The sequence below is a fragment of the Aminicella lysinilytica genome (assembly GCF_004362975.1).
In the GTDB taxonomy this organism is placed as follows: Bacteria; Bacillota; Clostridia; order Peptostreptococcales; family Anaerovoracaceae; genus Aminicella; species Aminicella lysinilytica.
In genome coordinates, this window is record NZ_SNXO01000032.1 from 1 (window position 1) to 26,397 (window position 26,397).

General features: G+C 49.6%; 24 protein-coding genes. 11 read left to right on the forward strand and 13 right to left on the reverse strand.

Annotation, left to right across the window (positions count from 1 at the left end):
* Nucleotides 1–134: 134 nt before the first annotated feature.
* A complete protein-coding gene (locus EV211_RS08280) occupies nt 135–647 on the reverse strand; it encodes a transcription repressor NadR (RefSeq protein WP_133528966.1) in 513 nt (170 codons plus the stop codon).
* Nucleotides 648–831: 184 nt separating this feature from the next.
* Between EV211_RS08280 and EV211_RS08285 the strand changes: the two genes are divergently transcribed.
* Nucleotides 832–3,177, forward strand: a complete 2,346-nt coding sequence (locus EV211_RS08285) for an anaerobic ribonucleoside triphosphate reductase (protein ID WP_133528967.1) — start codon at nt 832–834, stop codon at nt 3,175–3,177.
* Nucleotides 3,177–3,785, forward strand: coding sequence for an anaerobic ribonucleoside-triphosphate reductase activating protein (nrdG, locus tag EV211_RS08290; RefSeq protein ID WP_243108581.1), 609 nt, complete (start codon nt 3,177–3,179; stop codon nt 3,783–3,785). Before EV211_RS08285 ends, nrdG begins: the two co-directional genes overlap by 1 nt.
* 71 nt (nt 3,786–3,856) lie before the next feature.
* On the opposite strand, the gene EV211_RS08295 is transcribed toward nrdG, so the two are convergent.
* From EV211_RS08295 to EV211_RS08330, 8 genes are all read right to left on the reverse strand, one after another.
* The gene (locus EV211_RS08295) at nt 3,857–4,429 is read right to left on the reverse strand and encodes a nitroreductase family protein (protein WP_133528968.1); all 573 of its coding nucleotides are present in this window, start codon (nt 4,427–4,429) and stop codon (nt 3,857–3,859) included.
* Between the two features lie 638 nt (nt 4,430–5,067).
* A complete protein-coding gene (locus tag EV211_RS08300) occupies nt 5,068–6,687 on the reverse strand; it encodes a Na+/H+ antiporter NhaC family protein (RefSeq protein WP_133528969.1) in 1,620 nt (539 codons plus the stop codon).
* Between the two features lie 325 nt (nt 6,688–7,012).
* The gene (locus tag EV211_RS08305; RefSeq protein ID WP_133528970.1) at nt 7,013–7,861 is read right to left on the reverse strand and encodes a 3-hydroxybutyryl-CoA dehydrogenase; all 849 of its coding nucleotides are present in this window, start codon (nt 7,859–7,861) and stop codon (nt 7,013–7,015) included.
* Between the two features lie 113 nt (nt 7,862–7,974).
* On the reverse strand, nt 7,975–9,063 hold the full coding sequence (locus EV211_RS08310; protein WP_133528971.1) for a glucose-6-phosphate isomerase: 1,089 nt from the start codon (nt 9,061–9,063) through the stop codon (nt 7,975–7,977).
* Nucleotides 9,064–9,079: 16 nt separating this feature from the next.
* Nucleotides 9,080–10,645 (reverse strand): ClC family H(+)/Cl(-) exchange transporter, encoded by a 1,566-nt coding sequence (locus EV211_RS08315; protein WP_133528972.1) that lies wholly within the window; start codon nt 10,643–10,645, stop codon nt 9,080–9,082.
* A gap of 1 nt (nt 10,646) precedes the next feature.
* Complete coding sequence (locus EV211_RS08320; RefSeq protein WP_133528973.1) at nt 10,647–12,158, reverse strand: DUF1846 domain-containing protein; 1,512 nt, start codon at nt 12,156–12,158, stop codon at nt 10,647–10,649.
* Nucleotides 12,159–12,274: 116 nt separating this feature from the next.
* Nucleotides 12,275–12,688 carry a DUF1934 domain-containing protein gene (locus EV211_RS08325; RefSeq protein WP_166635416.1) on the reverse strand — a complete coding sequence of 138 codons (414 nt, stop codon included), beginning with the start codon at nt 12,686–12,688 and terminating at the stop codon, nt 12,275–12,277.
* Entirely contained in the window at nt 12,669–13,700 is a 1,032-nt protein-coding gene (locus tag EV211_RS08330; RefSeq protein WP_133528975.1) for a D-alanine--D-alanine ligase family protein, read from the reverse strand. Before EV211_RS08330 ends, EV211_RS08325 begins: the two co-directional genes overlap by 20 nt.
* Nucleotides 13,701–13,845: 145 nt before the next feature.
* Between EV211_RS08330 and EV211_RS08335 the strand changes: the two genes are divergently transcribed.
* Nucleotides 13,846–15,447 (forward strand): S1C family serine protease, encoded by a 1,602-nt coding sequence (locus EV211_RS08335; RefSeq protein ID WP_133528976.1) that lies wholly within the window; start codon nt 13,846–13,848, stop codon nt 15,445–15,447.
* 940 nt (nt 15,448–16,387) lie between these two features.
* Here EV211_RS08335 and EV211_RS08340 read toward each other — a convergent pair.
* Genes EV211_RS08340 through tadA form a run of 4 tightly spaced genes read right to left on the reverse strand, consistent with a single transcriptional unit; the run spans nt 16,388 to nt 19,487 of the window.
* Nucleotides 16,388–17,131 carry a GntR family transcriptional regulator gene (locus EV211_RS08340; RefSeq protein ID WP_133528977.1) on the reverse strand — a complete coding sequence of 248 codons (744 nt, stop codon included), beginning with the start codon at nt 17,129–17,131 and terminating at the stop codon, nt 16,388–16,390.
* A gap of 32 nt (nt 17,132–17,163) precedes the next feature.
* Nucleotides 17,164–18,102: a 4-(cytidine 5'-diphospho)-2-C-methyl-D-erythritol kinase gene (locus EV211_RS08345; protein ID WP_133528978.1), complete on the reverse strand. Its 939-nt coding sequence runs from the start codon at nt 18,100–18,102 to the stop codon at nt 17,164–17,166.
* Nucleotides 18,103–18,122: 20 nt separating this feature from the next.
* Nucleotides 18,123–19,010: an Ig-like domain-containing protein gene (locus EV211_RS08350; RefSeq protein WP_133528979.1), complete on the reverse strand. Its 888-nt coding sequence runs from the start codon at nt 19,008–19,010 to the stop codon at nt 18,123–18,125.
* A 3-nt stretch (nt 19,011–19,013) separates the two neighbouring features.
* Nucleotides 19,014–19,487 carry a tRNA adenosine(34) deaminase TadA gene (gene tadA, locus EV211_RS08355; RefSeq protein WP_279222028.1) on the reverse strand — a complete coding sequence of 158 codons (474 nt, stop codon included), beginning with the start codon at nt 19,485–19,487 and terminating at the stop codon, nt 19,014–19,016.
* A 132-nt stretch (nt 19,488–19,619) separates the two neighbouring features.
* On the opposite strand from tadA, the gene EV211_RS08360 reads away from it, so the two are divergent.
* The 8 genes from EV211_RS08360 to EV211_RS08395 all read left to right on the forward strand — a co-directional run bounded on the left by EV211_RS08360 (nt 19,620) and on the right by EV211_RS08395 (nt 26,174).
* On the forward strand, nt 19,620–20,258 hold the full coding sequence (locus EV211_RS08360; RefSeq protein ID WP_133528981.1) for a CvpA family protein: 639 nt from the start codon (nt 19,620–19,622) through the stop codon (nt 20,256–20,258).
* A gap of 78 nt (nt 20,259–20,336) precedes the next feature.
* Nucleotides 20,337–21,599 carry a dihydroorotase gene (locus EV211_RS08365; RefSeq protein ID WP_133528982.1) on the forward strand — a complete coding sequence of 421 codons (1,263 nt, stop codon included), beginning with the start codon at nt 20,337–20,339 and terminating at the stop codon, nt 21,597–21,599.
* Nucleotides 21,599–22,327: a dihydroorotate dehydrogenase electron transfer subunit gene (locus EV211_RS08370; RefSeq protein ID WP_133528983.1), complete on the forward strand. Its 729-nt coding sequence runs from the start codon at nt 21,599–21,601 to the stop codon at nt 22,325–22,327. The genes EV211_RS08365 and EV211_RS08370 overlap by 1 nt, the downstream gene beginning before the upstream one ends.
* The gene (locus tag EV211_RS08375; protein ID WP_133528984.1) at nt 22,321–23,232 is read left to right on the forward strand and encodes a dihydroorotate dehydrogenase; all 912 of its coding nucleotides are present in this window, start codon (nt 22,321–22,323) and stop codon (nt 23,230–23,232) included. Before EV211_RS08370 ends, EV211_RS08375 begins: the two co-directional genes overlap by 7 nt.
* A gap of 156 nt (nt 23,233–23,388) precedes the next feature.
* Entirely contained in the window at nt 23,389–24,090 is a 702-nt protein-coding gene (gene pyrF, locus EV211_RS08380) for an orotidine-5'-phosphate decarboxylase (protein WP_133528985.1), read from the forward strand.
* 88 nt (nt 24,091–24,178) lie between these two features.
* On the forward strand, nt 24,179–24,817 hold the full coding sequence (gene pyrE, locus EV211_RS08385; RefSeq protein WP_133528986.1) for an orotate phosphoribosyltransferase: 639 nt from the start codon (nt 24,179–24,181) through the stop codon (nt 24,815–24,817).
* Nucleotide 24,818: 1 nt separating this feature from the next.
* On the forward strand, nt 24,819–25,739 hold the full coding sequence (pyrB, locus tag EV211_RS08390; protein WP_133528987.1) for an aspartate carbamoyltransferase: 921 nt from the start codon (nt 24,819–24,821) through the stop codon (nt 25,737–25,739).
* Between the two features lie 12 nt (nt 25,740–25,751).
* A complete protein-coding gene (locus EV211_RS08395) occupies nt 25,752–26,174 on the forward strand; it encodes an aspartate carbamoyltransferase regulatory subunit (protein WP_133528988.1) in 423 nt (140 codons plus the stop codon).
* Nucleotides 26,175–26,397: the final 223 nt, after the last annotated feature.

Genomic DNA, 26,397 nt, shown 5'->3' on the forward strand with positions numbered 1-26,397 from the left:
ATGTGAAACTTGCAAGTCGCTTTGGGGTTCGTCGGCAACTACGCCCCACGTGGACTTTCACCACAGATTGACGGCATGCCCGTCATACTTAAAAAGCCGGCGCTGATGATTCAGTCGTCGGCTTATTATATTCTTCAGTCGTCTTCTACCAGATAGCCCTTGTCCGCCAGGGCCTCTCCGACAATGTCCAGTGTCTCTTCATCGTCAGCCTCCACAGTGTGGTAATGATAGTCATCGGTGACCTTCATGAGAGGAGTGGATCTTCCGCTTCTGATGTCGTCCATAAACAGACCTACCTTCCGGCGTGAATCCAGATCCAGCCGTCCGCTGAGTTTCCCGTAGACCTTGTGCCAGATGAAAACATCTACGACGGTGCCGCCCAGATCTACTATGGTGTTCAATTCATCCTCCATCTGCTCATAGGTATGGTTTACCTTGAACACTCTTGCCGGCGTGTGGGGTTCGCTTAATATATATCCCCTGTTGGTGGATACTATTTCATATCCCGCAGCACGGATCAAGGCCACATCCTGAACGATGACCTGCCTGCTGACAGAATAAACCTCAGCAAGTTTAGTTGCCGATACAGGCTTCTCTGTAGACATTATGGCCTGCAATATTTCTTTTCTTCTTTCGTTTCCTTTCATGTTGCTACCTCTTGAAGTCTATTATACCATTACTTACGCCGATTATCTATCTATTTTACAGGCTATTCGCACTCATTTACGCCAAAAAGTATACATTGACATACGCCTAGATTATAGTATAATTTTTTGTATAAGAATGAAAAACCCACTATATATTGTATGACGAGTAAGGAGTATGGAACTGATGGAAACAATCGAAAGAATCATCAAGAGAGACGGGCGAGTAGTAGATTTCGACGTAGAGAAAATCACCGATGCCATCTTTAACGCCGCCAAAGTACTGGGCGGAAATGACAGGGAACTGTCAGCATATCTTGCGAAACAGGTAGAGCTGTATCTGCTGGAGGTGTGCCACACTAACACGCCGACTGTAGAGCAGACTCAGGACGCCGTGGAGAAGGTCCTCATCGAGGCCGGCCACGCCAGAACTGCCAAGGAATATATCCTCTACAGAGCAGAAAGGACCCGCATCAGAAATATGGATACTAAACTGATGCATGTCTACGAGGATCTGACTTTCAAAGAAGCAGAAGAAATAGATGTTAAACGTGAAAACGCTAATATAGATGGTAATACTGCCATGGGCACCATGCTGAAATACGGTTCAGAAGGCGCCAAGGAATTCTATAAGATGTACGTCATCGATCCGAAATACGCCAAGGCCCACGATAACGGCGACATCCACATCCACGATATGGATTTCTATACTCTGACTATGACCTGCTGCCAGATAGACCTGGTGAAACTCCTTAAGGGCGGATTCTCCACAGGTCACGGCCACTTAAGAGAGCCAAGCGACATTGAAAGCTACGCAGCACTTGCCTGCATCGCCATCCAGTCCGACCAGAACGATCAGCACGGCGGCCAGTCAGTGCCAAACTTTGACTACGCCATGGCCCCGGGCGTGAGAAAAACCTACAAAAAACTCTATTGGTCCAACATGGGCAAAATGCTGGAGTTGCTTTTTGATGTAGAAAACGGCGCGGACAAAATGAAGGCCTTCGGCCAGAAGGTGGAGGCCGAGCAGGGCATCTGCCCGTGCATGGCCTGGGACAACGATTACAAGAAGGTCGAGGCAGACTCCCTGCAGGAATTCGCTTCCGCCGAGGAAATAGCCAAACTCCAGGACAAGGCTACCCTCTTCGCTGACAGAGAAATCGTCCGCAAGACATATCAGGCAATGGAAGCTTTGATCCACAACCTGAACACCATGCACTCCAGAGCAGGCGCACAGGTGCCATTCAGTTCCATCAACTACGGCACGGATACATCACCTGAAGGCCGCCTGGTCATGATGAGCATACTGGAAGCCACAGAAGCTGGCCTGGGCAACGGCGAAACGCCGATTTTCCCTATCCAGATCTTCAAGGTCAAGGAAGGCGTCAGCTACAATCCCGAGGATCCTAACTACGACCTGTTCAAACTGGCCTGCAGGACCAGCGCCAAGAGACTGTTCCCAAACTTCTCTTTCCTGGACGCGCCGTATAATCTGCAGTACTACAAACCGGGCCATCCGGAGACGGAGTGCGCCTACATGGGTTGCAGGACCAGGGTCATCGGCAATGTTTACGATCCGACCAGAGAGATAGTTTACGGAAGGGGCAACCTTTCCTTCACTTCCATAAATCTGCCAAGGCTGGGTATCAAGGCCAAAGGCGACCTAGACATTTTCTTCGACAGTCTGGATCACATGATAGATATCGCCATCGGTCAGCTCAACGAGCGTTTCAGGATACAGGGCCAGAAGAAGGTCAAGAATTTCCCGTTCCTTATGGGACAGGGCATCTGGCTGGATTCAGAGAAGCTGAAGCCTGACGATACGGTAGAAGAGGTCATCAAACACGGAACTCTGACCATCGGCTTCATCGGCCTGGCAGAATGCCTGAAGGCTCTCATCGGTGAGCATCACGGCGAATCTGACAGGGCTGAGCAGCTGGGTCTGGAAATAATCGCATATATGAGGAAGCGCATGGACGAGGAAGCCAAGAAGACCGGCCTCAACTGGTCTGTCATCGGTACTCCAGCCGAGGGCCTCTCCGGAAGATTCGTGAAGATCGACCGCGAGAAGTACGGCGTTATCCCAGGCGTTACTGACAGGGATTATTACACTAACAGTTTCCACGTGCCGGTGTATTACAACATCAGCGCCTTCGACAAAATCAAGAAGGAGGCTCCTTTCCATGCTCTGACTAATGGCGGACATATTTCCTACATCGAGCTTGACGGGGATCCAATGAAGAACCTGGACGCTTTCGAACGCGTTGTAAGATGCATGAAGGAAAGCGGCGTAGGTTACGGTTCTATCAATCATCCTGTTGACAGAGATCCGGTCTGCGGCTACACAGGCATCATAGATAACGAATGTCCTCAGTGCGGTAGGCAGGAAGGTGACGGTGAGCCTAACTTCGAGCGTATCCGCCGTATCACCGGCTATCTGGTAGGCACTATGGACAACTGGAACGATGCTAAAACTTCTGAGGAAAAGGACAGAGTCAAGCACGGTATCGGCTCTGGATTCGAGACACTGTAATGGGCGAAGTTGCAATGAGCGGACCCGCTCCGAATGGGTCTGCAGCCGGTGACGCTGTCCGGCGCGAGGCTGCACCGGGCCAGTCACTGAGGCTGGCCGGCATAGTCCGGGAATCCATCGTTGACGGCCCCGGCATACGCTTTGTCGTATTTTGTCAGGGCTGCCCTCACCATTGCCCCGGCTGCCACAACGCCGTCACCCACGATTTCAACGGCGGCACAGATACCAGCGTGGACAAAATCCTTGCTGCAATTGATGAGAATCCGCTACTTCAGGGTGTGACCTTCAGCGGCGGCGAACCTGCCTGCCAGGCTGCGGGCTTCCGGGCCCTAGCCGAAGGCCTCAAGGAGCGTAACCTGAATATGTATATGTACTCAGGCTACACTCTGGAGCAACTGACTGAAATGGCCCATGTGGACGCGGACCTGGCACGGCTCCTGTCTCTTATAGATGTTCTCATCGACGGGCCTTATGAAGAGTCGCACCGTGATCTGACTCTTGAGTTCCGCGGCAGCAGCAACCAGCGGCTTATCGATATGGTCGCCAGCAGAAATGCCGGGAAGGTCGTACTGGTGGCTGATCAGAAAGAAATAACGGTAAATCCATAAAATAACTGGGACCGATCATTTGATAATGACCGATCCCTCTTTTAATTTCTTTTAATTGCAGATCCATTTTCTCAGCGCTTCACCACTACCCGCAGATCTATGTCCTCTTTCTCCTTAGGATCCGGTTCTGCGCCTATGCCACCGAATGGCATCTGTGCCACCAGATGATAGCTTTCAGGAATATCGAAAAGACCCTTGACTGCCTCATCGATGACCGGATTGTAGTGCTGGAGGTTCGCGCCTACTCCCAATTCTCTGAGGCCGCTCCAAATGCTAAGTTGCAACATACCGCTGGACTGGTTGGCCCAAATCGGGAAATTACCGGCGTATGGCGGGAACTGCTCCTTAAGTTTCTCTACTACTTTCTCATCGTAAAAGTACAGCACCGTTCCGGCGCCCGCCCGGAAGCCGTCGATTTTTTCCTTTGGCACCTTGCCGCCGAAGGCCTCGCTTATTTTATCCCAAAGAACATCCTGTTTGTCACCCAGGGCGACTACTACTCTGGAGCTCTTCATATTGAAGGCGTCAGGAACCAGCTCCGTCAGTTCCTTTATTTTATCCACGACTATTGCCTCTTCAACGGGAAGGTCCCTATTTATATTATAATATGATCTTCTTTTCTGCAATGCTTCTGATATACCCATTTCATCCTACCTTTCTGTGATGTTGATTCAAGTTGATTAATACATACCACATATGTAGGTTTTATAACATGGAGAATTTAATGATGTTCGGGATGATGACCCGAGCGTCTCCTTGCCGAAAGTACCTCTACGCACGTATCGCTCAAATACCTGGGATGATAGTGCGTATTTTTCTTTATTGTAAACCAAATTCGCACTTATTGACCGAATCCAACAGGTCGAGGTGCGCGTTGCTGGTTTTAATATCCTTTATTGGCATTATATGGTATATAATCAGGTATTAAACGCACTTCTTCTCCTTTTAAATCGCTGATACGTGCGCAGAAAATCGTTGGAATTCCAATATGCGCACCTCCATGTTCTGAGGAAGGCGGATAAGTGCGGAAATGAAATTTGAAAATCCAAAAATGCACCTTTGTTCCTCAATAATAGGCTATACGTGCGCGAACGCACTTATACTACCAGATATCCAATAAATAGTGTGCGGCAGGCCGATAGCCCAGTCGCCCCATACGCCAACCACTGCCATCCCAGCCCGCAACCGGCAGGCCGGTAGCCCAGTCCCAGCGCGGCACCCCGGACCCGTAAAAAAACAGGGACCGGAATTCCGGTCCCTGCAATAGATTCTAAGTTACAGATCAGTCTTTCCAAGCTGCTCCATACTTCTTCTGCTCTCTCTTCTTAACGAAGAACAGAACAACAAGCAGTATAACGAGTCCACATGGAAGTGATACCCAAGCGCTTCTTGAGAAGCCTGCGATGATGTAAGTTACTGCTGAAATAGCGGCAACAGTACATGCATACGGTAACTGCGTGTTTACATGGTTGATGTGGTAGCACTGAGCTCCTGCAGATGCCATGATAGTAGTATCTGATATTGGTGAGCAGTGGTCGCCCATTACAGCACCGGCCATGCAGGCTGACATTGAGATTATCATCAGCTGAGGGTCTGTGCTCTGGAAGGCTGCTACTACAATAGGAATCAGGATACCAAATGTTCCCCATGATGTACCTGTTGCGAATGCAAGTCCGCATCCGATCAGGAATATGATTACCGGCAGGAAGTTCATAAGACTTCCGGCTGAATTCTGGATCAGTCCGGCAACATATGTTGATGCGCCAAGGCTGTCTGTCATGCCCTTCAAGCTCCATGCGAATGTCAGGATCAGGATAGGTGCGATCATAGCAGAGAATCCGCTAGGAACACATTCCATAAAGTCTGTGAAACTCATAGTTCTGCGTATCATATAGAAAGCGAGAACGAAGAACAGACCGAAGAATCCGCCGACACCTAAACCAACAGATGCATCACTGTTTGAGAATGCATCGATCAGGTTGAAGCTCTTGAAGAATCCGCCGCTCCAGATCATACCTACTACGCAACAGATAACCAGAGCTATGACAGGCATGATCATGTCGATCATATGTCCGCCTTCAACCTCTGCTGCTGCATCAGCCTCAGCAAATGGTCTCTCAGGTGTTGTGTAAAGGTCGCCGTCCAGGGCGTTCATTTCATGAACTTCCATAGGTCCGAAGTCTGCCTGCATTGCTGTAATGGCAAACATGAATGCTATAGTGAACAAAGCGTAGAAGTTGAATGGTATGCACTGACAGAACAGAGCGATACCACTCTGATTGCCCGGAACGAATCCGGATACTGCAGCTGCCCATGATGAGATAGGTGCTATGATGCAGACCGGAGCTGCCGTGGCGTCGATCAGGTATGCCAGCTTGGCTCTTGAAATGTGGAATCTGTCTGTCACAGGTCTCATTACGCTACCAACTGTCAGGCAGTTGAAATAGTCGTCGATAAAGATCAGAATACCAAGAGCTATTGTTGCGAAGGATGCGCCCTTCTTAGTCTTGATTTTCGATGTAGCCCAGCGTCCGAATGCTGCAGAACCGCCGGCTTTGTTCATCAATTGAACAATAATTCCTAAGATTACCAGGAAGATCAGAATACCTACGTTGTAAGGATCGGAAAGTACCTTTACGATTCCATCTGTAAATACGTGTGTGATCGTTCCAGGAAAACTGAAATGTGAGTATAACAGTCCACCTGTTAGTACTCCAATGAATAGAGAACTGTACACTTCCTTTGTCACCAGTGCAAGGGTGATAGCTATGATTGGTGGTACGAGGCCCCAGAAAGTGTTCTGAACGCTCTTGGCGTCAGTTGTAACTGCGGCAAAGACCAGAATAGCTATTACTATGATGAATATTACTATTCCTACATAGCTCTTCTTTTTCTTTTCCATTTTTTTCACTCCTCTTAAAATAAATGATAAAATAATAAAAACAATAACATAGTTTCTTTATACTAACACGCAAGGCTTGTGCCATATCCACCAAGCAGTGCCATTCCGCCTGATGAACGGGTTCGATGAGTCGCATATCAAATCAGCCCCCTGAATACGACCCGCAAACGGTTCGCTTTCTCAACTAAGCACACCATTATTGAGTCGGTCCTCACATGTTCATATACTTTTAAGTTCTTAATAAAAAGACAGCGTGGGCAGCCGCGCTGTCTTCATAGACTTTCCAATATAATGTCTCACCTATGATGTCAGCAGATTCCCTTGATTACTTGCTGTAATCGAAGAATCCTTCTCCAGTCTTCATTCCCAGTTTGCCTGCAGCAACCATCTGCTTAAGCAGGATATTTGGACGATACTTAGGATCGCCGAACTGAGTATAAAGAACATCCATGATAGCCAGGCATACATCAAGTCCGATCAGGTCGCCTAATGCTAAAGGTCCCATCGGGTGATTGCATCCAAGTTTCATAGCTGTATCTATATCCTCTGCGCTTGCAACGCCTTCATTGAGGATGGTAATAGCTTCGTTGATCATAGGAATCAGGATCCTGTTTACTACGAATCCAGGAGCTTCCTTGATCTGAACAGGAGTCTTTCCAAGCTCTGTAGAAAGATCTGTAACAGCCTTGTTAGTCTCTTCTGATGTCAGAAGTCCATTGATGACTTCTACCAGTTTCATTGCTGGAACCGGATTAAAGAAATGCATTCCGATAACTTTATCAGGTTTGCCTGTTGCCATAGCGATCTCTGTGATCGACAGTGATGATGTGTTGGATGCGATAATGCATTCAGGTTTAACCAACTCGTCAACTTCCTTCAACAGAGCCTTCTTAGCTTCCATATCCTCAGTTGATGCTTCGATTACCAGATCAACGTCCTTGATGATGCTGATGTCAGTAGATCCGCTGATGAGCTTCATCGCTGCATCCATGTCAGCCTGAGCGATCTTCTCTTTCTTGACAAGTTTGGAAAGGTTCTTCTCAACCTTTGCAATACCTTTGTCAACAGAAGACTGATGTCTAGCTCTCATTACTACTTCATAACCGTGCTGAGCCAGTACCTGTACGATTCCAGCACCCATTGTGCCAGTTCCTAATACGCCGATTTTTTTCATTTCTGAAACCTCCTATATTTACGTTAACTTGCTCAAGATTTATAAGAAATCTTGTTAAAAAATTAACTTTTTGTCACATCTTGATTATAACACATTAATTATGATTGTAAACCCTAATTGTCTAAATTAAACTTAGTAATTCCTAAGGAAATCTGGACATATGCAGCAAGTCTTCCAAAGGCTTCAGCATTTAGTTTTTCAATGGTTAAGAGGGTGCCCGGTTTTTCACTTTCCCCGTCTACGAAAAAGGCCTCGGCCTCCTCCCTGAGCAGGAGGCTCATGGACCCCTCCGCGTTACATCCCGGGAAGGCCGGCAGCATGGTATCGCTGTCTTCCACCTCCACAACAAAACTCATGCCGTAGGCATCCCTGCGCAAGGCTTTCTTTTGTACGGGCATGTACACCGCCTTAGCGTCGATGCCCACGCCGTCGTGCAAAGAGCAGACCCAGCGGCCGAAGGCAAGCAGTTTCTTCTGCCAGACTATAACATCTTCCCTGCGCCCGCAATCTGACAGATACAGGCCGTACTGAACGCCGTCCGCATCCCAGCAGGTGTCGGCCAGCATCTCTTTGAAGCCTTCAAGGTAGGCAGCTACATCTATGCCGGCAGCAGCCATAGGCAAGAGCACCGCCATGGTGCCTGCCGCGTAACAATCCTCGGCATCCTCCGGCAGAGTCAGGACTTTGCCGCCGCTCCTGGATATTTCCTGACCGAAGTACTCGTCGTTGCCAACGAGAATGGTCCGCTTGATCATTCCATCGGCGCCGTAGCGATCCTGAAGGAGCTTGCGAACGCATGTAAAAGCCGCCCTTTGTTCCAGTGTCTCCTCCTGAATAGCAATGGCCATGAGACTGAAGTCCCGGCCCGTGACCTTGTCCACCAGTAAACTGTAATCCTCTGACGATAGGCTTCCCCCCGCGAAGAATATTTCCGTGTCCGTAAGCCGATGGCCGATGGCTGATATGGCGCCGCCGATCATGGCCGATACTGTGTCTGATGCTACGATGACGATGACCTGGCTACGATGACGCATCTCGCCCCCCAGTCCGTCAGCCGTTTCCAGCAGGTCGGATGTATCGCCTATTACCGATTTGACCCAGGACATGCCCCAGAGCTCGTCCAAGGCTTCGCCGCCCCGGCCTGTGAGTTTCTCCAGAACGCCACTGTCGTTGAATATAGAATGTTTTACTTTATCTGACATGATTTGCCCTCCATTACTACTGCCTGACTGTGCGGCAGATACTGTCGAGTTTAGCCTCTACGCCTGCGATGTCATTCTCGGCGCAGAGTACGGTGATTTTGTCGCCGCCGGCCAGGATCGTGCTTCCCCCCGGCACCAGTTCTGCATTACCGCGCATTACCGACACGATGAGGCAGCCCTTCGGCAACAGCATTTCCTCTATTTTTCTCCCGTCCATGAGACAGCCAATATAAACGTCGCTCTGGAGCAGGACCTTATGGCTTTTGATTTTTTCCGTCATTCCGCAAGACTCGTTTTTCGCCAGAAGCCTGTCAAGAAGCTGATCGTAGATTGGCCTCCCGTTGAGAATATCCGCCGTGATATAGGCAACCAGCGCCACTATGCACAGCGGCAGAAAGTTGGTGAAATCCCCCGTCATCTCTGTGATCAGTATGACCCCGGTAATAGGCGATCTGACGATTGCCGCGAAGTATCCTACCATCCCGTAAATGACGAAATTAGTCATATAATAGTCTTCGAATCCCAGGCCCTGTCCGGCAATAGTCGCGAACAGTCCCCCTGTGATCCCGCCGATGACCAAAAGGGGCAGGAATATGCCTCCCGGTGCTCCCGAACTGAAGCTTATGATGGAATAGAGGAATTTCATGACCAGCAGGACCGCAAGGCCTGCCAGCAGGAATTCGCCTCGGGCCGCCTGACCTACCAGGGCGTAGCCGCTGCCCAGGGTCTCCGGGTAATATATAGCCAGGGGTATTACCAGCGCAAAGGGCACTATGAGCCGCGCGTATCTGGACGGTATTTTTTCATAGGCGTCCTGGGTCGCGGCCGTGAACTTGTTATATACCATGCCGAAGGCTCCCAGGATCACGCCCAGGATCAGTATCAGCCAGTACAGGGAAAGTGGCAGGCTTTCGTCTACGGTCAGGTCGAATACAGGCTTCAGGCCGAAGATGTTGTACGCCACAAAATCCGATGCAATGGATGCTGCCATAGTGGACAGGAGTATGTCTGTGGAGAAATTCTTATGCAGGCCTTCAAGGGTGAAGACGACTCCCGCCAGAGGCGCGCTGAATGCGCACGACAGGCCGGCGCCGGCGCCGCAGGTCATGAGCAGTTTCTCCTCAGTGGTCAGTTTGTTCCCCAGACGTGAAAACCCTTTGCCCACCATAGCGCCCAGCTGGATGCTGGGGCCTTCGCGTCCCAGAGACAGGCCGGCGCCAATAGATACAGCGCCGCCTATGATCTTGGCCGGGATCATTTTCCACCAGTTTTGATGCACCTGACCCCTGAGTTCACCCTTCACCTGAGGTATGCCGGATCCGCTGCAGAGTGGTTCCGCCCACAGGCAGAGGCAGGCAACTATCAGCAACCCTGCCAGAATTGCAAGGCCGATCAGAGCCCCTTCCGTGCTTTTCATGGCATTGGCAACAACAGAGCCCCTCAGGGACTCTGCCTTTATCAACATCATCCTGAACAGGGATACGACGAAACCGGCTATGACGCCGACGCAGATCCCCTCCAGGATCAGTTCATATTTAAAACTTTTTAATCTTTCGATTGATTGTGTTATCTTACTATTCATCTTAATTATTGTACAGGTTCGTCGTCATATATTCCGGATCTGAAGTAACATCGATTCCCAGGGCGCGCAGGGTCTGCTCGTCTCTGTCACTGAGGATGGCCGTACAGTGAGCTTTACAGCCCTTCAGGTCTCCCAGCTTGCCGGCCGCTATGGCTGCCGATGGGTTCTGGGTGCTTGACACAGTCAGGGCTATGAGGATCTCCTCGCAGTTTAGACTGGAGCGGTCCGAATCCAGCACGTCAGTCTTCAGCCTCTGGGTAGACTGCAGGACCTGAGCCGTGATCAGAGGCATGGCGTCATCTATACCTGCTAGGTATTTGATACTGTTCAAAAGTGCCGCTGCGGCTGCTACCATCCTACGCGAGCTTCTGCCTTTGATAATGGTACCGTCCGGCATTTCTATAGCCATGACCACCACGTTCTCATAACGCTCGTCACAGTTTCTCTTTTGTTCGGCATAGTCTCTGGCCGGCTGTACGACCTTGCGGTCCTCCACTTCCATTCCAACTTCCTTCATGAGAAGTTTGGAACGCTCCCGGGAGCTTTCCGATATCTTGCCCTTCTTGTAATCGCACTCGGCGATGAGATATCTCCTGATGATCTCCTGACAGGCGGCATCTCTGCAGACCTGATCGTCGATGATGCCGAAGCCGGCTCTGTTGACTCCCATGTCCGTAGGTGATTTATATTCTTCTTTACCTGTGATCTTCTCTATGATCCTGCGGACCACCGGGAAGACTTCCATATCTCTGTTGTAGTTGACAGCCTGTGTCCCGTAAGCCTCCAGGTGATATGAATCGATCTGGTTCACGTCCTTCAGGTCAGCCGTAGCCGCTTCATAGGCAATGTTCACCGGATGCTTAAGTGGCAGATTCCATATAGGGAAGGTCTCAAACTTGGCGTATCTGGCCTTGGTGCCCCTGCGATAATCATGATAAAGCTGAGAAAGGCTCGTGGCAAGCTTGCCGCTGCCGCCACCTGGCCCGGTCACTACGACCAGAGGCTTGGTCACGTGAATGTACGGATTAGCTCCGTAACCTTCATCGCTTACGATAGTGTCGACATCTGTCGGGTAACCTTTGGTGAAATAATGCTTATAGGTCTTGATACCTCTGCGTTCCAGTTTGTTTATGAACATGTTCACAGCCGGCGCGTCCTCATAACGGGTGACTACCACGCTGTTTATGGCCAGATCATACTTTCTGAAAGTGTCGATCAGTCTCAGGACCTCCAGATCGTAAGTGATGCCGAAGTCCTGTCTGGTCTTACTTGTCATAATGTCACCGGCATAAATACAGATTATGATTTCCGCGTCGTTTTTCAGCTTCTCCAGAAGTTTGACCTTGGCGTTCTCGTCAAAGCCCGGAAGTACTCTGGCCGCATGTTTATCATGAACGAGCTTGCCACCGAATTCCAGATACAATCTCTGGCTGTCGCCTGCATTGATCCTCTCTCTGATGAACTTGGACTGCTCCTCGATATACTTCTCCGCGTCAAAACCTATCTTTCTCATTTTTCCTCCTCGTTTAAACCCATGCCTGCAGGGCCCAGATGACAGTAGTTCCAACCATAGAAATAGCTACGATTACTACTATTACCCTCGCCCAGAATTGTTTTCTTTTATTCATTTTACGATACCTCGATTTTTAATTCATTTCTGCCCTCGGCCATACCGCCAAGACTCACGTGATAGTCGATGTCTATATTTCCCCGACCTTCCGGAGACAGATTGTTCTCGACGCTGTTAGTGAGGACTTCCATATCTATAACTCCATAAGGAGTCTCATACTTAGTGAAGAATCTATGGCCCTTCTTGAATTCGATTTCCAGTCCATATCCCACATCCTTGCCCAGCCTCTTCATTCTGACAGTGTCATCCTTCAGTTTCAGACTGGTCTTGCATCCCGGGAACCCGGAAAAATCGCTTTCATCATATATCAAATATGTCGAACCGTTCCGTTCAAATAACTTACCCTCGGTGATGAACTCCATCTGCTCCTCGGGATTTTCATTGGTAAACTGCTTACCTATTATTTTTAGCATTATATCTTTCATATCCGTAACCTATTATTCTCTCTATGGTTTCGCTGAAGCTTACGCCTCTTTCCTGCCACAGGGAAGGGAACATGCTGTACCTGGTAAACCCCGGTATGGTGTTTATCTCGCTTACGTACACCTTGCCCGTTTCCTTCTCGACCAGAAAATCTATTCTGGCGAAACCTTCGCAGTCGAGGGCCTTGTATGCGTCCCTCGCCACTTTCCTTATCCTTCCTGTTATTGCTTCCGGCAACTGAGCCGGTATGACTATTTCCGTGCCTGCATCGTCGGAGTACTTAGCCTCATAATCGTAGAAATCATTCTTGGCTTTTATTTCTCCCACGCCGCTGACCTGCGGGTCGCCGTTGCCCATGATCCCGACTTCCACCTCGCGGCAGTCGATGCCCTCTTCTACTATTATACGCCTATCATATCTGGCTGCAACCTTCAATGCATCCTGAAGCTGCTCTATATTTCTTACCTTGGAAATTCCCACGCTGGAACCCATATTGGCCGGTTTGACGAACATAGGGTATGGCAGGCTGTCGTCAGCGCGGCCTGCTGCCTTGGCAACATCCGCGGCGACCTCATCCGCAAAGACAAGCACGTAGTCTCCCGTCGGGACACGATTTGCAACAAAAACTTCCTTGGCTGATGCTTTGTCCATGCATAATGCCGAGGACAAAACGCCGCATCCTGCGTAGGGTATGTCCAGGGTTTCAAAGACTCCCTGGATCTTTCCGTCTTCGCCGTAAGGTCCGTGGAGGACCGGGAAGGCGAAGTCCATCATGTCCCTGATGTCGCCTATGCTTATATCCTTAGCCGTCTTCTCCCAGCTGTCATTCTCTATATTATCTATATCACCCTCGTAGAGTTTCCAATCACCCTGTCTGGTTATTCCTATGGAAACTACCTGATGTTTATTCTTGTCGATTGCCCTCATAGCTGCCGAAGCCGAAAGCAATGATATTTCATATTCGTTGGATTTTCCTCCGAAGAATATACCTATTCTATCCATGGCCACCTCCTATATCATAATTCTAAAACACTATTTTATCATAACTTTAACCATTTGGACACAAAAAAACCATAAATGGCCTGTATAATTTGAATTAATCAAGAAAAATTGCACAATTAACTAAGAAAATACGGGAGTGAGCAAAATGGATAATTGGGACAACAACAGAAAAACAAGTTACGGAATGAATTTCGCGCCGAAGGGACCTAAGGCCCCGGAAACGTCGGAAACCCCTAAGGCCCCGGAAGGGCCTCAGCAGAGCAGCGCCGAAAATGCCGGCGCGCCTAACTTCATCATACAGGATTACAGCGGCGCTGAGAGCAACGACCGCGCCAGGGACGGCGTTGCCGCCAGCAACAATGCCAATAGCAGCAGCGCCCATGGCAGCAGCAGCGCCAACAGCAGCAACAATGCCCATGGCAACTATGTAAACCACCTTGACGACTACATCGGAGCCGGAGCCGGCAGCAACGCCGACCATTCAAGCGGCGCCGACCAGAATAATACAAACTACTACTGGAAGGACGATTCCGATAGCAACGGATATAACTACGGAGCCAGCGGCGGCTTCGGCGGCGGAGGCAACTCCGGCTTCAGCGGCAACAACGGCCCCGGCGCAGGCTTCGGCAGGAACTCCGGCGGCAAAACACGCGCTGGCAAAACTGCTAAAGCCAAGGTTCCGATGCAGATAACCAAGAAAGCCTTTGTGCTGGTACTCATCCTATGCATGCTTGTGACTTCGGCCCTGACCGTAGGCGGATTCTATGTCTACGGCAACTTCTTCGCCGACGGCACCGACAGCGCCACCAACTACTCTCTGAGCAGTTCAACAGAAACCATGTCTTACAAGAGCATAATCAATAAAGTCCAGGATTCGGTAGTTTCCATAACCACCGAGTCGGTATCCACAGATACATGGGCGCAGAATTATGTAACTGAAGGCGCAGGAAGCGGCGTAATCATCCAGCCCAACGGATATATCGTCACCTGCAATCACGTTATTTCAGGAGCCAGCAAAGTCACTGTAACACTGAGCAATAAGAAGGAATATAAGGCAACAGTCGTAGGAACTGATTCTTCAAACGATGTGGCTGTACTGAAGATCAAGGCTACAGGCCTGACAGCAGCAACTTACGGCAACAGTTCCAAACTGACAGTCGGCGATCAGGTCGTGGCAATCGGCAATCCTCTTGGCGAACTGAGCAACACGGCAACGACCGGCATCATTAGTGCCCTCAACAGGGATCTGACTATCGACGGCCAGAGCATGAATCTGCTTCAGACTGACGCTTCTATCAACCCGGGCAATTCCGGCGGTGCTCTGTTCAACTCTGCAGGCAATCTGATCGGCATAGTCGTAGCCAAGTCAACGGGCTCTGATGTTGAAGGCCTGGGATTCGCCATTCCAATCAATAAGGTTGCAAAAGTAGCCAAGAATCTGATCAAGAACGGCAGCACATCATCGTCTTCGTCTACAACGACCAGCGGCAACGCAGTCATCGGCGTAACGGTTTACGATTCCAGCAACGGCGTCTATGTGCAGTCTGTAACAAGCTCAAAAGCAAAAGCAGCAGGTATCGAGGCTGGGGATCTGCTCTACAATGTGGCTGGTACGACTATCGACAGCACGGATACGCTTAAGTCGGTGTTGTCCAATCACAAGGCCGGCGATAAGGTGAAGGTGATAGTTGTCAGGGATAATCAACAAAAAAGCCTGACTGTGACGCTGTCATCGTCATCGAACTAGCAGGGTGTTTGATAGCCTGTTTGATAGCCTGTTAGATAGCCTGTTTGATAGCCTGTTAGTAGCAGTTGGGTATTGTTCCATCAATGGTACCTTTATGCATAGTTCCGACTACTAGTATGTGCCCATAATGATATGCACGCATAATGGTATGTACCCATGGTCCTGGACACCTCGCCCGCACCTTTTCTTAGTGATTTGGTCGTATAAATGCGTCTGCGCACTTATAGACCCCTATTGAAGAATGAAGGTGCGTTTGGGTAGGTTCCAAATTGGGTTTCCGCACGTATCAGCCTTTCTCTGAGCATGGAGGTGCGCATATTGGAATTCCAACAATTGGCTGCGCACGTATTGGCCAATTTCAGATACAAGAAGTGCGATTAAGGCTTTAATTCTTGCCATGAAATTCCATATATGGATGGTGGAACCAGTTGTGCGCACCTCGACCTAATTAGTATATCCAATACGTGCGAATTTGGTTTACAATAAAGAAAAATCCGCACTATAGATTCGGATATTCGTCCAATACGTGCGTAGGATTTTCCAAGAGGTTTCCCGCCAATAGATGATCTATTAAACACCACCCGGGTTCTTAATATTCATTTTCCGAACACCAAAATGTTCTCCAAGCATATTTTCGTTGCTCTAACTCTCCTGAAGTATGTGCCCATTACCGAAGAATTTACCTGTTTCAGATATCTAATAGCCTGTAACCCTTGCATTTACTTGTTTTTGCCATAATATCAAGTATGGATAATCTTATGCATAAACTCATGCATAAAGGTACCATTGATGGAACAATACCCTACCTGTCGGAGAAGGTACTCGGAGGGCCCTTTCCTTTGGATGGTATGTATATGCGAGAATATTCTGATAATTGTGGTACAGAATAACCCTTGCCACAAAAAAAGATGCCGTAAGGCATCTTTTTGATATCACTATTTTAAATTGCTCCGTCGGTGTTGCCTGCGTCTACAGCAGCACCAGCATTTCCGGCTGCGCCGGTATTATTGGAATGTTCGTGGAAAGCGGTATCGCCTTCATCTATGACGAATTTCTTCAACTTATCAACATGTTCCCCGGCCACTTTTCTGGCAGTCTGAGCGTCTCCGCTGCGCAGAGCATCTATGATATTCTTATGCTCATCCGGCATGTTTACATATCTTGAAAAATCATCATAGTATAGATATCTGAAACGAAGAGCCAGCTCCTGAACAGTTTCCGACAACTGGATCAGGGTTTTGTTCCCGCTGAGGGCAACTATGCGTCTATGGAAGGCTTCATCATAATGAATAATGCTCTCCATGTCGCCATCGTTAATAGCCGTACTGTAGCCCTGAGTAATATCCATAAGTTCCTTGGTTTCCTCAGGGGTTATTTTTTGGGCAGCCAGGTAAGCCGCCAGTCCTTCCATATCTTCACGGACTTCAAGGGTGTCCACCATATCTTTCACAGAAATATCCGAAGCGTAAGCGCCGCGGCGTGGCTCGATAACCACCAGGCCTTCCTTTTCCAGTTTTCGGATAGCTTCACGGACAGGAGTTCTGCTGACTCCCATTTCATCAGCCAGATCCACTTCCATCATTCTGGTTCCCGGCGTTATCTGCCCCGTCAGGATCTGCCTCTTAAGTTGCTCGTAAACGATCTCCCTCAATGGTCTGTGATTTTGTAAATCAAAATTTAACATATCTCCCTCTTATTCTATAACAAAGAATCAAGTTATTTAATTGTTTTAGTCCAGTAGGCTTCATAGCCCTTATCTCGCAATTTGTCACAGGCTGACATTGCAGCCTTCATATGGTTATATACAGCAAAGACCGTAGGGCCGCTGCCGCTCATGAGCACCTTCTCGGCGCCCGTTTCGCTCATAACCTGTTTCAGCTTCGCCACCGCCGGATAATGATCCAGGGTGTAAGCCTCAAGTACATTTATAAAATTATCGTAGGCTCCATCACTGTGAGCCGCCAGATCTTCCACCAGTTTATCGTTATCCGGCCGCGAAACTATCTCGCAGCTGTCGATGCCCTGATAAACTTCCTTAGTCGAAACACTTATAGACGGTTTGGCTATGACCACAGGCTTTCTGATACCTTCCACCGGCTCAAGCTCAGTACCCCGTCCAGTTGCCCTGGCACAGGATGCCGCCATAGGATCCTTGCGCATAGGCTTTGGAAAAATGTAATTAGCCTTCGCCTGCCCTAAAGCGCTGAAAGGCACATCCGAGCCAAGCTCCGCGCACAGCAGGCATACCTTTGTCAGGTCCAGCCCCAGATCCCACAAAACATTCAACCCGTGTATTACGGCTGCGCCGTTGCCGGAGCCTCCCGCCAGGCCTGCCGCAACAGGTATCCTTTTCTTTATGTCTATGCGAACAGTGCCGCTGTCAACTTGCTTCCCGTAACGGTCCGCCATGAGACGCGCCGCCTTGAACGCCAGATTTCTGTTATCCGTCGGCAGATAATATCTGTTGGTCTTCACCTGAACGTCTATGTTGCCGCGGGTGCCGTCATTATTCCTGATGTATTTCAGGTCCACGTCATCGTGAAACGACAACTGTTGCATGACCATGTCCACAGGATGATAGCCGTCGCCGCGGGCAGCGCCTACATCGATAGACAGATTGATCTTGGCAAAGGATAATACTTTAATTTCATCCACGACATTGACCTCCGGAAACTTTATTTCTTCTTGGCGCCTTTAGGATTCTTGCCGTAATCAGTTGCCTTCAGTTCCGCCCTCTTAGCTTCCTTCTCGGCCTTCTTCAGCTCGGCCAGTCTGGAACGGCCGGTCTTATATGTGCAGCCTGCAGCCGAGATCGGTCTTGCCTGATGTACTCTGTAATTATCATTATCAGCGTACATATCGTCCATTTCCTTCTCAAGTTTAGCCTTGGCCTTCTTATGAGCCCGCTCCTTCTCGACTTCCTTCTCATGTTTAGCCATGACCTCTTCAACAGGTTTTCCTGTGCGTTTGGCTTCCTTATATGGGTTGAAGGCTTCTTCCTTGGCCTGTCCACCCTGATCTTTTTCCTTCTGCTTCTTCATCTGCAAAGCTGAGAATCCGAACATTCCTCCGAACATCAGTACCATCATTACCATGTACACGCTGGTGTTTCTGCCCTGGTTCATTGTCTTGAATGATATGACCTTGTCAGTACCCAGTTTGTTTCCGTGATTATCTACGAAATCCTGGGAAATCGTACATTTATATACGGTGTTATCCTTGATAGAACTTTTACCGGTTGTCTTCACCTTGGTAGTATCCAGAAGGATCAGCGCATAATTCTTATCTTTAGAACTGTAGACTATCTTCGTCGGATAGGATTTGCTACCTGACTCGTTGGTGATCTTTACTTCATTCTTATTAGCTGCCTTAGATGTGGCGTTTCCTACCTCATTATTGAAATAGACCTTAACGCACATATTATCTTTGGTAGTGTTGGTAGCTCCATCCTTAGGATAAGTGGAATCTATCTTGAATGTCTCAGCTCCGAAGCTGAATGCAAACATCGATGTCATCATTACCATTATCATAGTCAAGCACGCGATTGCGCTTATTCTCTTCATGTTCTAATCCTCCGATTCGTTTCTTTTGATTTTTCTGAGTTCAGCGAAAAACTCTTTCATAATAGCCGAACATTCTTCATTCATTATTCCATATTCGACTTCAATATTGTGATTTAACTTACTATCCTGAACGATATTGAATACAGATCCGCAGGCTCCTGCCTTAGGATCCATAGTCCCTATGTAAAGTTTCTCCATACGAGACCAGACCAGCGCGCCTGCGCACATAGTGCATGGTTCGCAGGTCACATACATGGAACATCCCGTGAGTCTCCATCCTCCCAACGCCTCCGCGGCCTGCCTTATGGCATTCATCTCCGCGTGACAGGTTGGATCTCCCGCTGTTTCCGTAGTGTTGTGGCCCCTTGCAATGATGGCTCCATCCCTGACGATCACAGCGCCTACAGGTACTTCTCCCGCCTGAAATGCCAGCCTTGCTTCACTTAAGGCTTTTATCATATAATCATTCGTACTCATATACTAAAAAAGTATACAACAATTCCATACAGTATTCAAGATATTTTTGTATCAAATCACGTGCACATCTTGTATTCGACACAGTTTTCTAGTAATATATATGTTAGTAATTCAGAAGGGAGACTACCGTTTATGGTCATGGACATCGTAACCTGCTGTATCGTCATTGCCGCAGCAGTATTCTATATGCGTAAGGGCTTCGCTATTGCCGTAATAGGCATAATGCAATGGTTCGTCTGCATAGTCGTGGGACTTTTGTGCTGTGGGAAGTTGAAGGATCTGCTAGTTGACAAAACCTCCCTGGACGAGACTCTGAAGGCGTTCTTCGCCAGGCGGCTGGAGAACAGCGTTACTGACACGGCAAGCTATCAGTCTATGCCCAAGCTCTTCGACGACTGGATGAAGGATGCGACGGTATACCTCTCTAACACCACATCGGAAGGAATAACTTCCATAATATTGTCCGTCGGCTGCTTCCTGGCTATCGTCATAGCTATCAGGATCATCTGCTGGCTCTTCGCCAGACTGGTCTCCAAGAAGCACCATAAAGGCGTAGTCGGATTCGTAGACGGCCTGGCAGGAATGGTTCTGGGAGTATTCCTGGGGTTCTTCTTCGTACTGATAATATTCGCGGTCATGGTTCCTGTACTGGGACTGCTGCCACAGGGAATATCGAGTTTCATCAATCATTCCTTCGACACATCTTACTTCAGCGGCCAGATATATGATCACAACTTCATACTCGAGCTGGTGAAAAATCTATTTTCATAAAATACTATTGACATGGCACCGGGTTTGTGGTATAAAATTAAAGATTTGAATTTTTTTAGAAATTGAAAGGGGAACTGGATGACAACCTTATTAAAAAACGGAAGAGTTTATCTGGACGGCCGATTCGTAGAAACGGATCTCACCATCGACAAAGGCCGGATATTGGTTTTTGATTCTCCTTCTCACATAGACAGAACTGTTGATTGCAGTGGTAAGATTATTATTCCCGGATTTACGGACGTGCATGTGCACCTTCGTGAGCCGGGTTTTTCTTATAAGGAGACCATCAGGACCGGCACCATGGCCGGAGCGCGCGGCGGCTACACCTGCCTTTGTTCTATGCCGAACCTGAAGCCTGTGCCATCGACACTGGCTGGCCTTAAGGCTCAGACGGACATTATTGCAAAGGACGCTGTCATCAGGGTCGTGCCTTACGGGACCATTACAATGGAACAAAACGGACGCAGCAGGCTTTCTGATATGGAAGACCTGGCGCCTTATGTATGCGCATTTACAGACGACGGCAAAGGCGTGCAGACTGGGGATCTCATGGAATCTGCCATGACTAAGGCCAAGTCTCTGGGCAAGCTCATAGTCGCCCACTGTGAAGACGAGAGCCTGCTCCACGGGGGTTCCATCCATGAAGGCAAATATGCCGAGGCTCACGGCCTTCCGGGCATCTGCTCTGAAAGCGAGTGGAAACAGGTGGAACGCGACGTAGCCCTGGCAGAAAAGACCGGCTGCGGTTATCACGTATGCCACGTGTCCACCAAGGAATCCGTGGACATCATCCGCAGAGCCAAGGCCCGAGGCGTGAACGTGACCTGCGAGACAGCGCCTCACTACCTGACACTTTGTGACATGGACATAAAGCAGGAAGGGAGATTCAAGATGAATCCACCTTTGCGCGACGCATCGGACAGAGACGCGCTTATTGCAGGAGTCATAGACGGCACCGTGGACATTATCGCCACGGATCACGCGCCTCACAGCCCCGAGGAAAAATCGCGAGGCCTGGACAGCCCCTTCGGCATCGTGGGACTGGAAACGTCCTTCCCCGTTTTGTACTCAGAGCTTGTGCTGAAGAAGAAATGCCTGACACTGGAACAGCTGGTGGACTCCATGTCCATCAAACCCCGCCGGCGGTTCGACCTGGGCCCTGCCATAGAGGACGGCGCCCCGGCAGACATTGCAATAATAGATACTGAAGAAAAATTTACTATAGACCCGGCCACCTTCGCCAGCATGGGAAAGGCAACACCTTTCGCCGGTTGGCAGGTCCAGGGCAGAGTCATTATGACCATAGCAGACGGAGAAATCGTCTGGGAAAGGAGCGAATAATGAAGAGACAATATCTGGTGATCGAAAGCATCAGGCGCCTGAAAAATGACGTGTATTACATGACATTTACGGGAGATTGCCATGAAGTATCAGCTCCGGGCCAGTTCATCAATATCAAGGTGGGCGGTTTCTACCTGAGACGACCGATTTCAATATGCGACTATGACATAGGACATATTTCCATCGCCTTCAAGGTTGTCGGCGCCGGGACCCAGAAGATGGCCCTGGCCGAGAAGGGCGACCTGGTAGATGTTCTCATTCCTTTGGGCAACGGATTCGACGTAAGCAAAGGCGGCAGGAATCCGATCCTCGTAGCGGGGGGCATCGGCGTTCCGCCTATATACTGCTTGGCCAAAGATATGGTCGGCCGCGGCGAGAAACCGAGAGTCATCTGCGGTTTCAACAACGCCGACGATGTTCTGCCAATGACCAAATTCAACGAAATAGGAATCGATCCGACCATAACTACGATGGATGGCTCCGTAGGAATGAAAGGTCTGGTCACTGACGCTATGTATGATGAGCAGTATGACTACGTCTACGCCTGCGGACCTGAGCCTATGCTGAAAGCAGTCTGGTCCCTGGCTCCCGACGGTCAGTTCAGCTTCGAGGCAAGGATGGCCTGCGGCTTCGGCGCCTGCATGGGCTGCAGCTGCAAGACCAAATACGGAAGCAAGCGGATCTGCAAGGACGGTCCGGTATTATACAGGGAGGAGATAATATGGTAGATACAAAAATTGACCTGGCTGGTCTTTCTCTGGACAATCCTATAATCCCGGCCAGCGGCACCTTCGGCTACGGCAAAGAGTTCGCTGAGTTTTACGACCTGGATGTGCTGGGCTCCATCTCTATCAAAGGGACCACTCGGGAGGCCCGCTACGGCAATCCTCTGCCGAGGATAGCCGAGTGTACTGACGGTATGCTGAATTCTGTCGGTCTGCAGAACCCGGGACTGGAGGCGGTCTGCGATACTGAGCTGAAGGATCTGGCTGAACTTTTTCATAAGCCGGTTGTGGCCAATATAAGCGGGTTTTCCCTGGATGAATATGTGGCTTGCGCTGAAGTTATGGACAAACAGCCAAATGTAGGAATAATAGAAGTAAATATCAGCTGTCCCAATGTCCACTGCGGAGGCATGTCCTTCGGCGTGGATCCGGCATCAGCCGCGGAGGTGACTGCCGCCGTCAAGAATGTAACAACTAAGCCGGTATTCATGAAGCTGACGCCTAATGTAACGGATATAGTGGCTATAGCCAAGGCCTGCGAAGACGCCGGAGCTGACGGCATAAGCCTGATAAACACACTGCTTGGTATGAGGATAGATCTGAAGAAGAGGCAGCCGGTACTTGCCAATAAAATGGGCGGATTTTCCGGCCCGGCAATATTCCCGGTGGCTGTGAGAATGGTATATCAGGTGTCTAAAGCCGTAAATATTCCAATTATGGGCATGGGCGGCATCAGTTCAACCAGAGACGTCATCGAGATGATGATGGCTGGCGCAACTGCCGTTCAGGTAGGCGCAGCAAATCTGGTCAATCCTTACACCTGCAGGGATCTGGTGACGGGACTGCCCGGAGCCATGGCCAGCCTGGGCATAGAACGGCTGGCAGATATAATAGGTATAGCAGAATAACTGCGGCCTGGCCGGCACGCCGGCTGGACTGATTAGCAGAGCCCCCGCCGGCACGCCGACTGGACTGATTAGCAGAACCCCGCCGGCACGCCGACTGGACTGATTAGCAGAACCCCGCCGGCACGCCGGCGAGGCCGAACATAGAAGGAGAAAATAATGGGAAAAGACGTTATAATAGCCTGTGACTTTCCGAACAAGAAGACCACCCTGGACTTCCTGGATAAATTCACCGGCAGGAAACCTTTTGTTAAAATAGGAATGGAATTATTCTACGCCGAGGGGCCGGACATCGTTCGCGAGATCAAAGGCCGCGGCCACCAGATATTCCTGGACCTGAAACTCCACGACATACCCAACACCGTGGAGAAAGCCATGGCATCACTTTCCGGCCTTGGCGTCGACATGACCAACGTCCACGCAGCGGGAACCAGAGACATGATGGAAGCTGCCCTTCGGGGCCTGACAAGGCCCGACGGAAGCCGGCCCATCCTCATAGCCGTGACTCAGCTGACATCCACCAGCCAGGAGCGCATGCAGAAAGAATTGCTCATAGACGCGCCGCTGCCTCAGGTGGTAACATCCTACGCTCAGAACGCTAAAGCTGCCGGCCTTGACGGAGTTGTGTGCTCGCCTTTGGAAGCAGGCACCATCCATGAAAGCTGCGGACGCGGATTCATGACAGTGACCCCGGGCATACGTTTTGCGGGAGCTGCTGCTGACGACCAGAGCAGAATAACCACGCCGGCAAAGGCGAAAGAAATGGGCTCCGACTATATCGTAGTCGGCAGGCCAATAACCAAAGCAGACGATCCGGTGGCAGCCTACGAACGCTGCCTGACGGAGTTTTTAGATCAGTAAGTGCAAGTCCGAGAGGCTATCCCCGCCCGGACCGCAATAAGTGCAAGTCCGAGAGGCTATCCCCGCCCGGACCGCAAGAGGAGGAGACATGAGTAAAACAGAAATTGCAAAGGGACTTTTGTCCATAGAGGCTGTATTCCTGCGGCCCCAGGAGCCTTTCACCTGGGCCAGCGGCATCAAAAGCCCGATTTACTGCGACAACCGCCTTACCCTGACTGCGCCTGACGTGCGCACCATCGTCGAGGAGGAGCTTGCCGCAACTGTACGCGAATATTATCCTGAGTGCGAGGTCCTCATGGGCACAAGCACAGCGGGCATCGCTCACGCGGCCATCGTCGGCCACATTATGGACCTGCCTATGGGTTATGTACGCGGCAGCAAAAAGGATCACGGCCGGACTAATCAAATCGAAGGCAAGCTGTTGCCGGGGCAAAAAGTAGTCGTAGTGGAGGATCTGATTTCCACGGCAGGCTCGGCCTGTGAAACCGTAGAAGTCCTGCGGGAAGCCGGCGCCCATGTGCTGGGCATCGTAAGTATCTTCACCTATGGCATGAAGAAGGGCCTTACCCGCCTAGCAGAAAAGAAAATCGAAAATCACAGTCTCTGCGACCTGGACGCTCTGGTCAAAGTGGCTGTAGATACGGGCTATATCAAGCCTGAGGAAGAAAATAAAATATTGCGCTTTAGAGACGATCCGTCCGACGAGGGATGGATGAAGGAGGAGTAACATGAGCGAAATACGCAATCTTATCAACATCACAGACTTGTCTGTAGATGAAATAGATCATCTGATCAAAGTGGCAGATGATATAGTGGCGCACCCTGAGCAGTATCAGGACATCTGCGCCCACAAAAAACTGGCGACGCTGTTCTTCGAGCCTAGCACCAGGACCAGGCTCAGCTTCACGGCGGCTATGATGGAACTGGGCGGCAACGTTCTGGGCTTTGCAGACGCAAGTTCAAGTTCAGCCAAGAAAGGCGAGAGTGTCAGTGATACAGTGGTTATGGCCGGCTGCTACGCAGACATCATCGCAATGCGTCATCCTAAGGAAGGCGCTCCTGTCATCGGTTCCAGAAGGACGACAGTACCTATTATCAACGCCGGCGACGGCGGGCATTTCCACCCTACTCAGACTCTGACAGACCTTCTGACTATCAGCCGCAAGAAGGGCCGCTTGGACAATCTGGTAGTTGGTCTCTGCGGTGACCTGAAGTTCGGCCGCACAGTCCATTCCCTTATCGAGGCAATGCTCAGATATGAAAATGTGAAGTTTGTCCTGATCTCACCTCAGGAACTACGCGTTCCTGACTATGTCAAGGAAAACATGGACAGAGCCGGTGCCGAATGGTGCGAATACGAAAGACTTGAGGACGCTATTCCTGAACTGGACATCCTCTATATGACCAGAGTCCAGAAGGAAAGATTCTTCAACGAAGAGGATTATGTTAGGTTGAAGGACAGCTACATTCTGAACCTGGAAAAGCTGCAGCCTGCTAAGAAGGACATGATCATCATGCATCCGCTGCCAAGAGTCAACGAGATCTCAGTTGAGGTGGATGACGATCCAAGGGCCTGCTATTTCTATCAGGCTCTCTGCGGCAAGCATATAAGAATGGCGCTGATACTATATCTTTTGGGAATGAAATAGAGGGAGGATCATATGAATATAGATGGAGTAAGTACCGGTATCGTACTGGATCATATAAAGGCCGGAAAGAGTATGCAGATCTACGAGCTGCTGGGCCTGGAAAAACTGGACTGCTGTGTTGCGATCATTCAGAACGCGCAGAGTTCCAAGTATGGCAAGAAGGATATCATCAAAATCGACGGAAAGATCGACCTGGATTTCGATATTCTGGGTTACATCGACAATAATATCACTGTAAATGTAGTCAGCGACGGCCACCTGGAGAAGAAGGTCCACCTGGATCTTCCTGAAACTCTGACCAACGTGATCAAGTGTAAGAATCCTCGCTGTATCACATCGATCGAGCAGGAGATTCCTCACAAGTTCAAATTAGTTGACAGGGAGCACAAAGTTTACAGGTGCATCTACTGCGACGCGGAGTATACGGAGTATTAAGGGACTGGCGCACCAGGCTTGTCCTCGTGCGCGAACAGCCATATAGCCTCACTCGCGAAGAACAGAATATGCCGCGAACTTGACGAAAATATAAAAGGAGACAATATGAAGTGACCTCACAATTGTAGATTCGTGTATTTACCTGTAAAATATTATTTGATAAGAATAATAAGGTAACAGGGATTACCGCATACAATAGGAGGCCACATATGAATAGTATAGT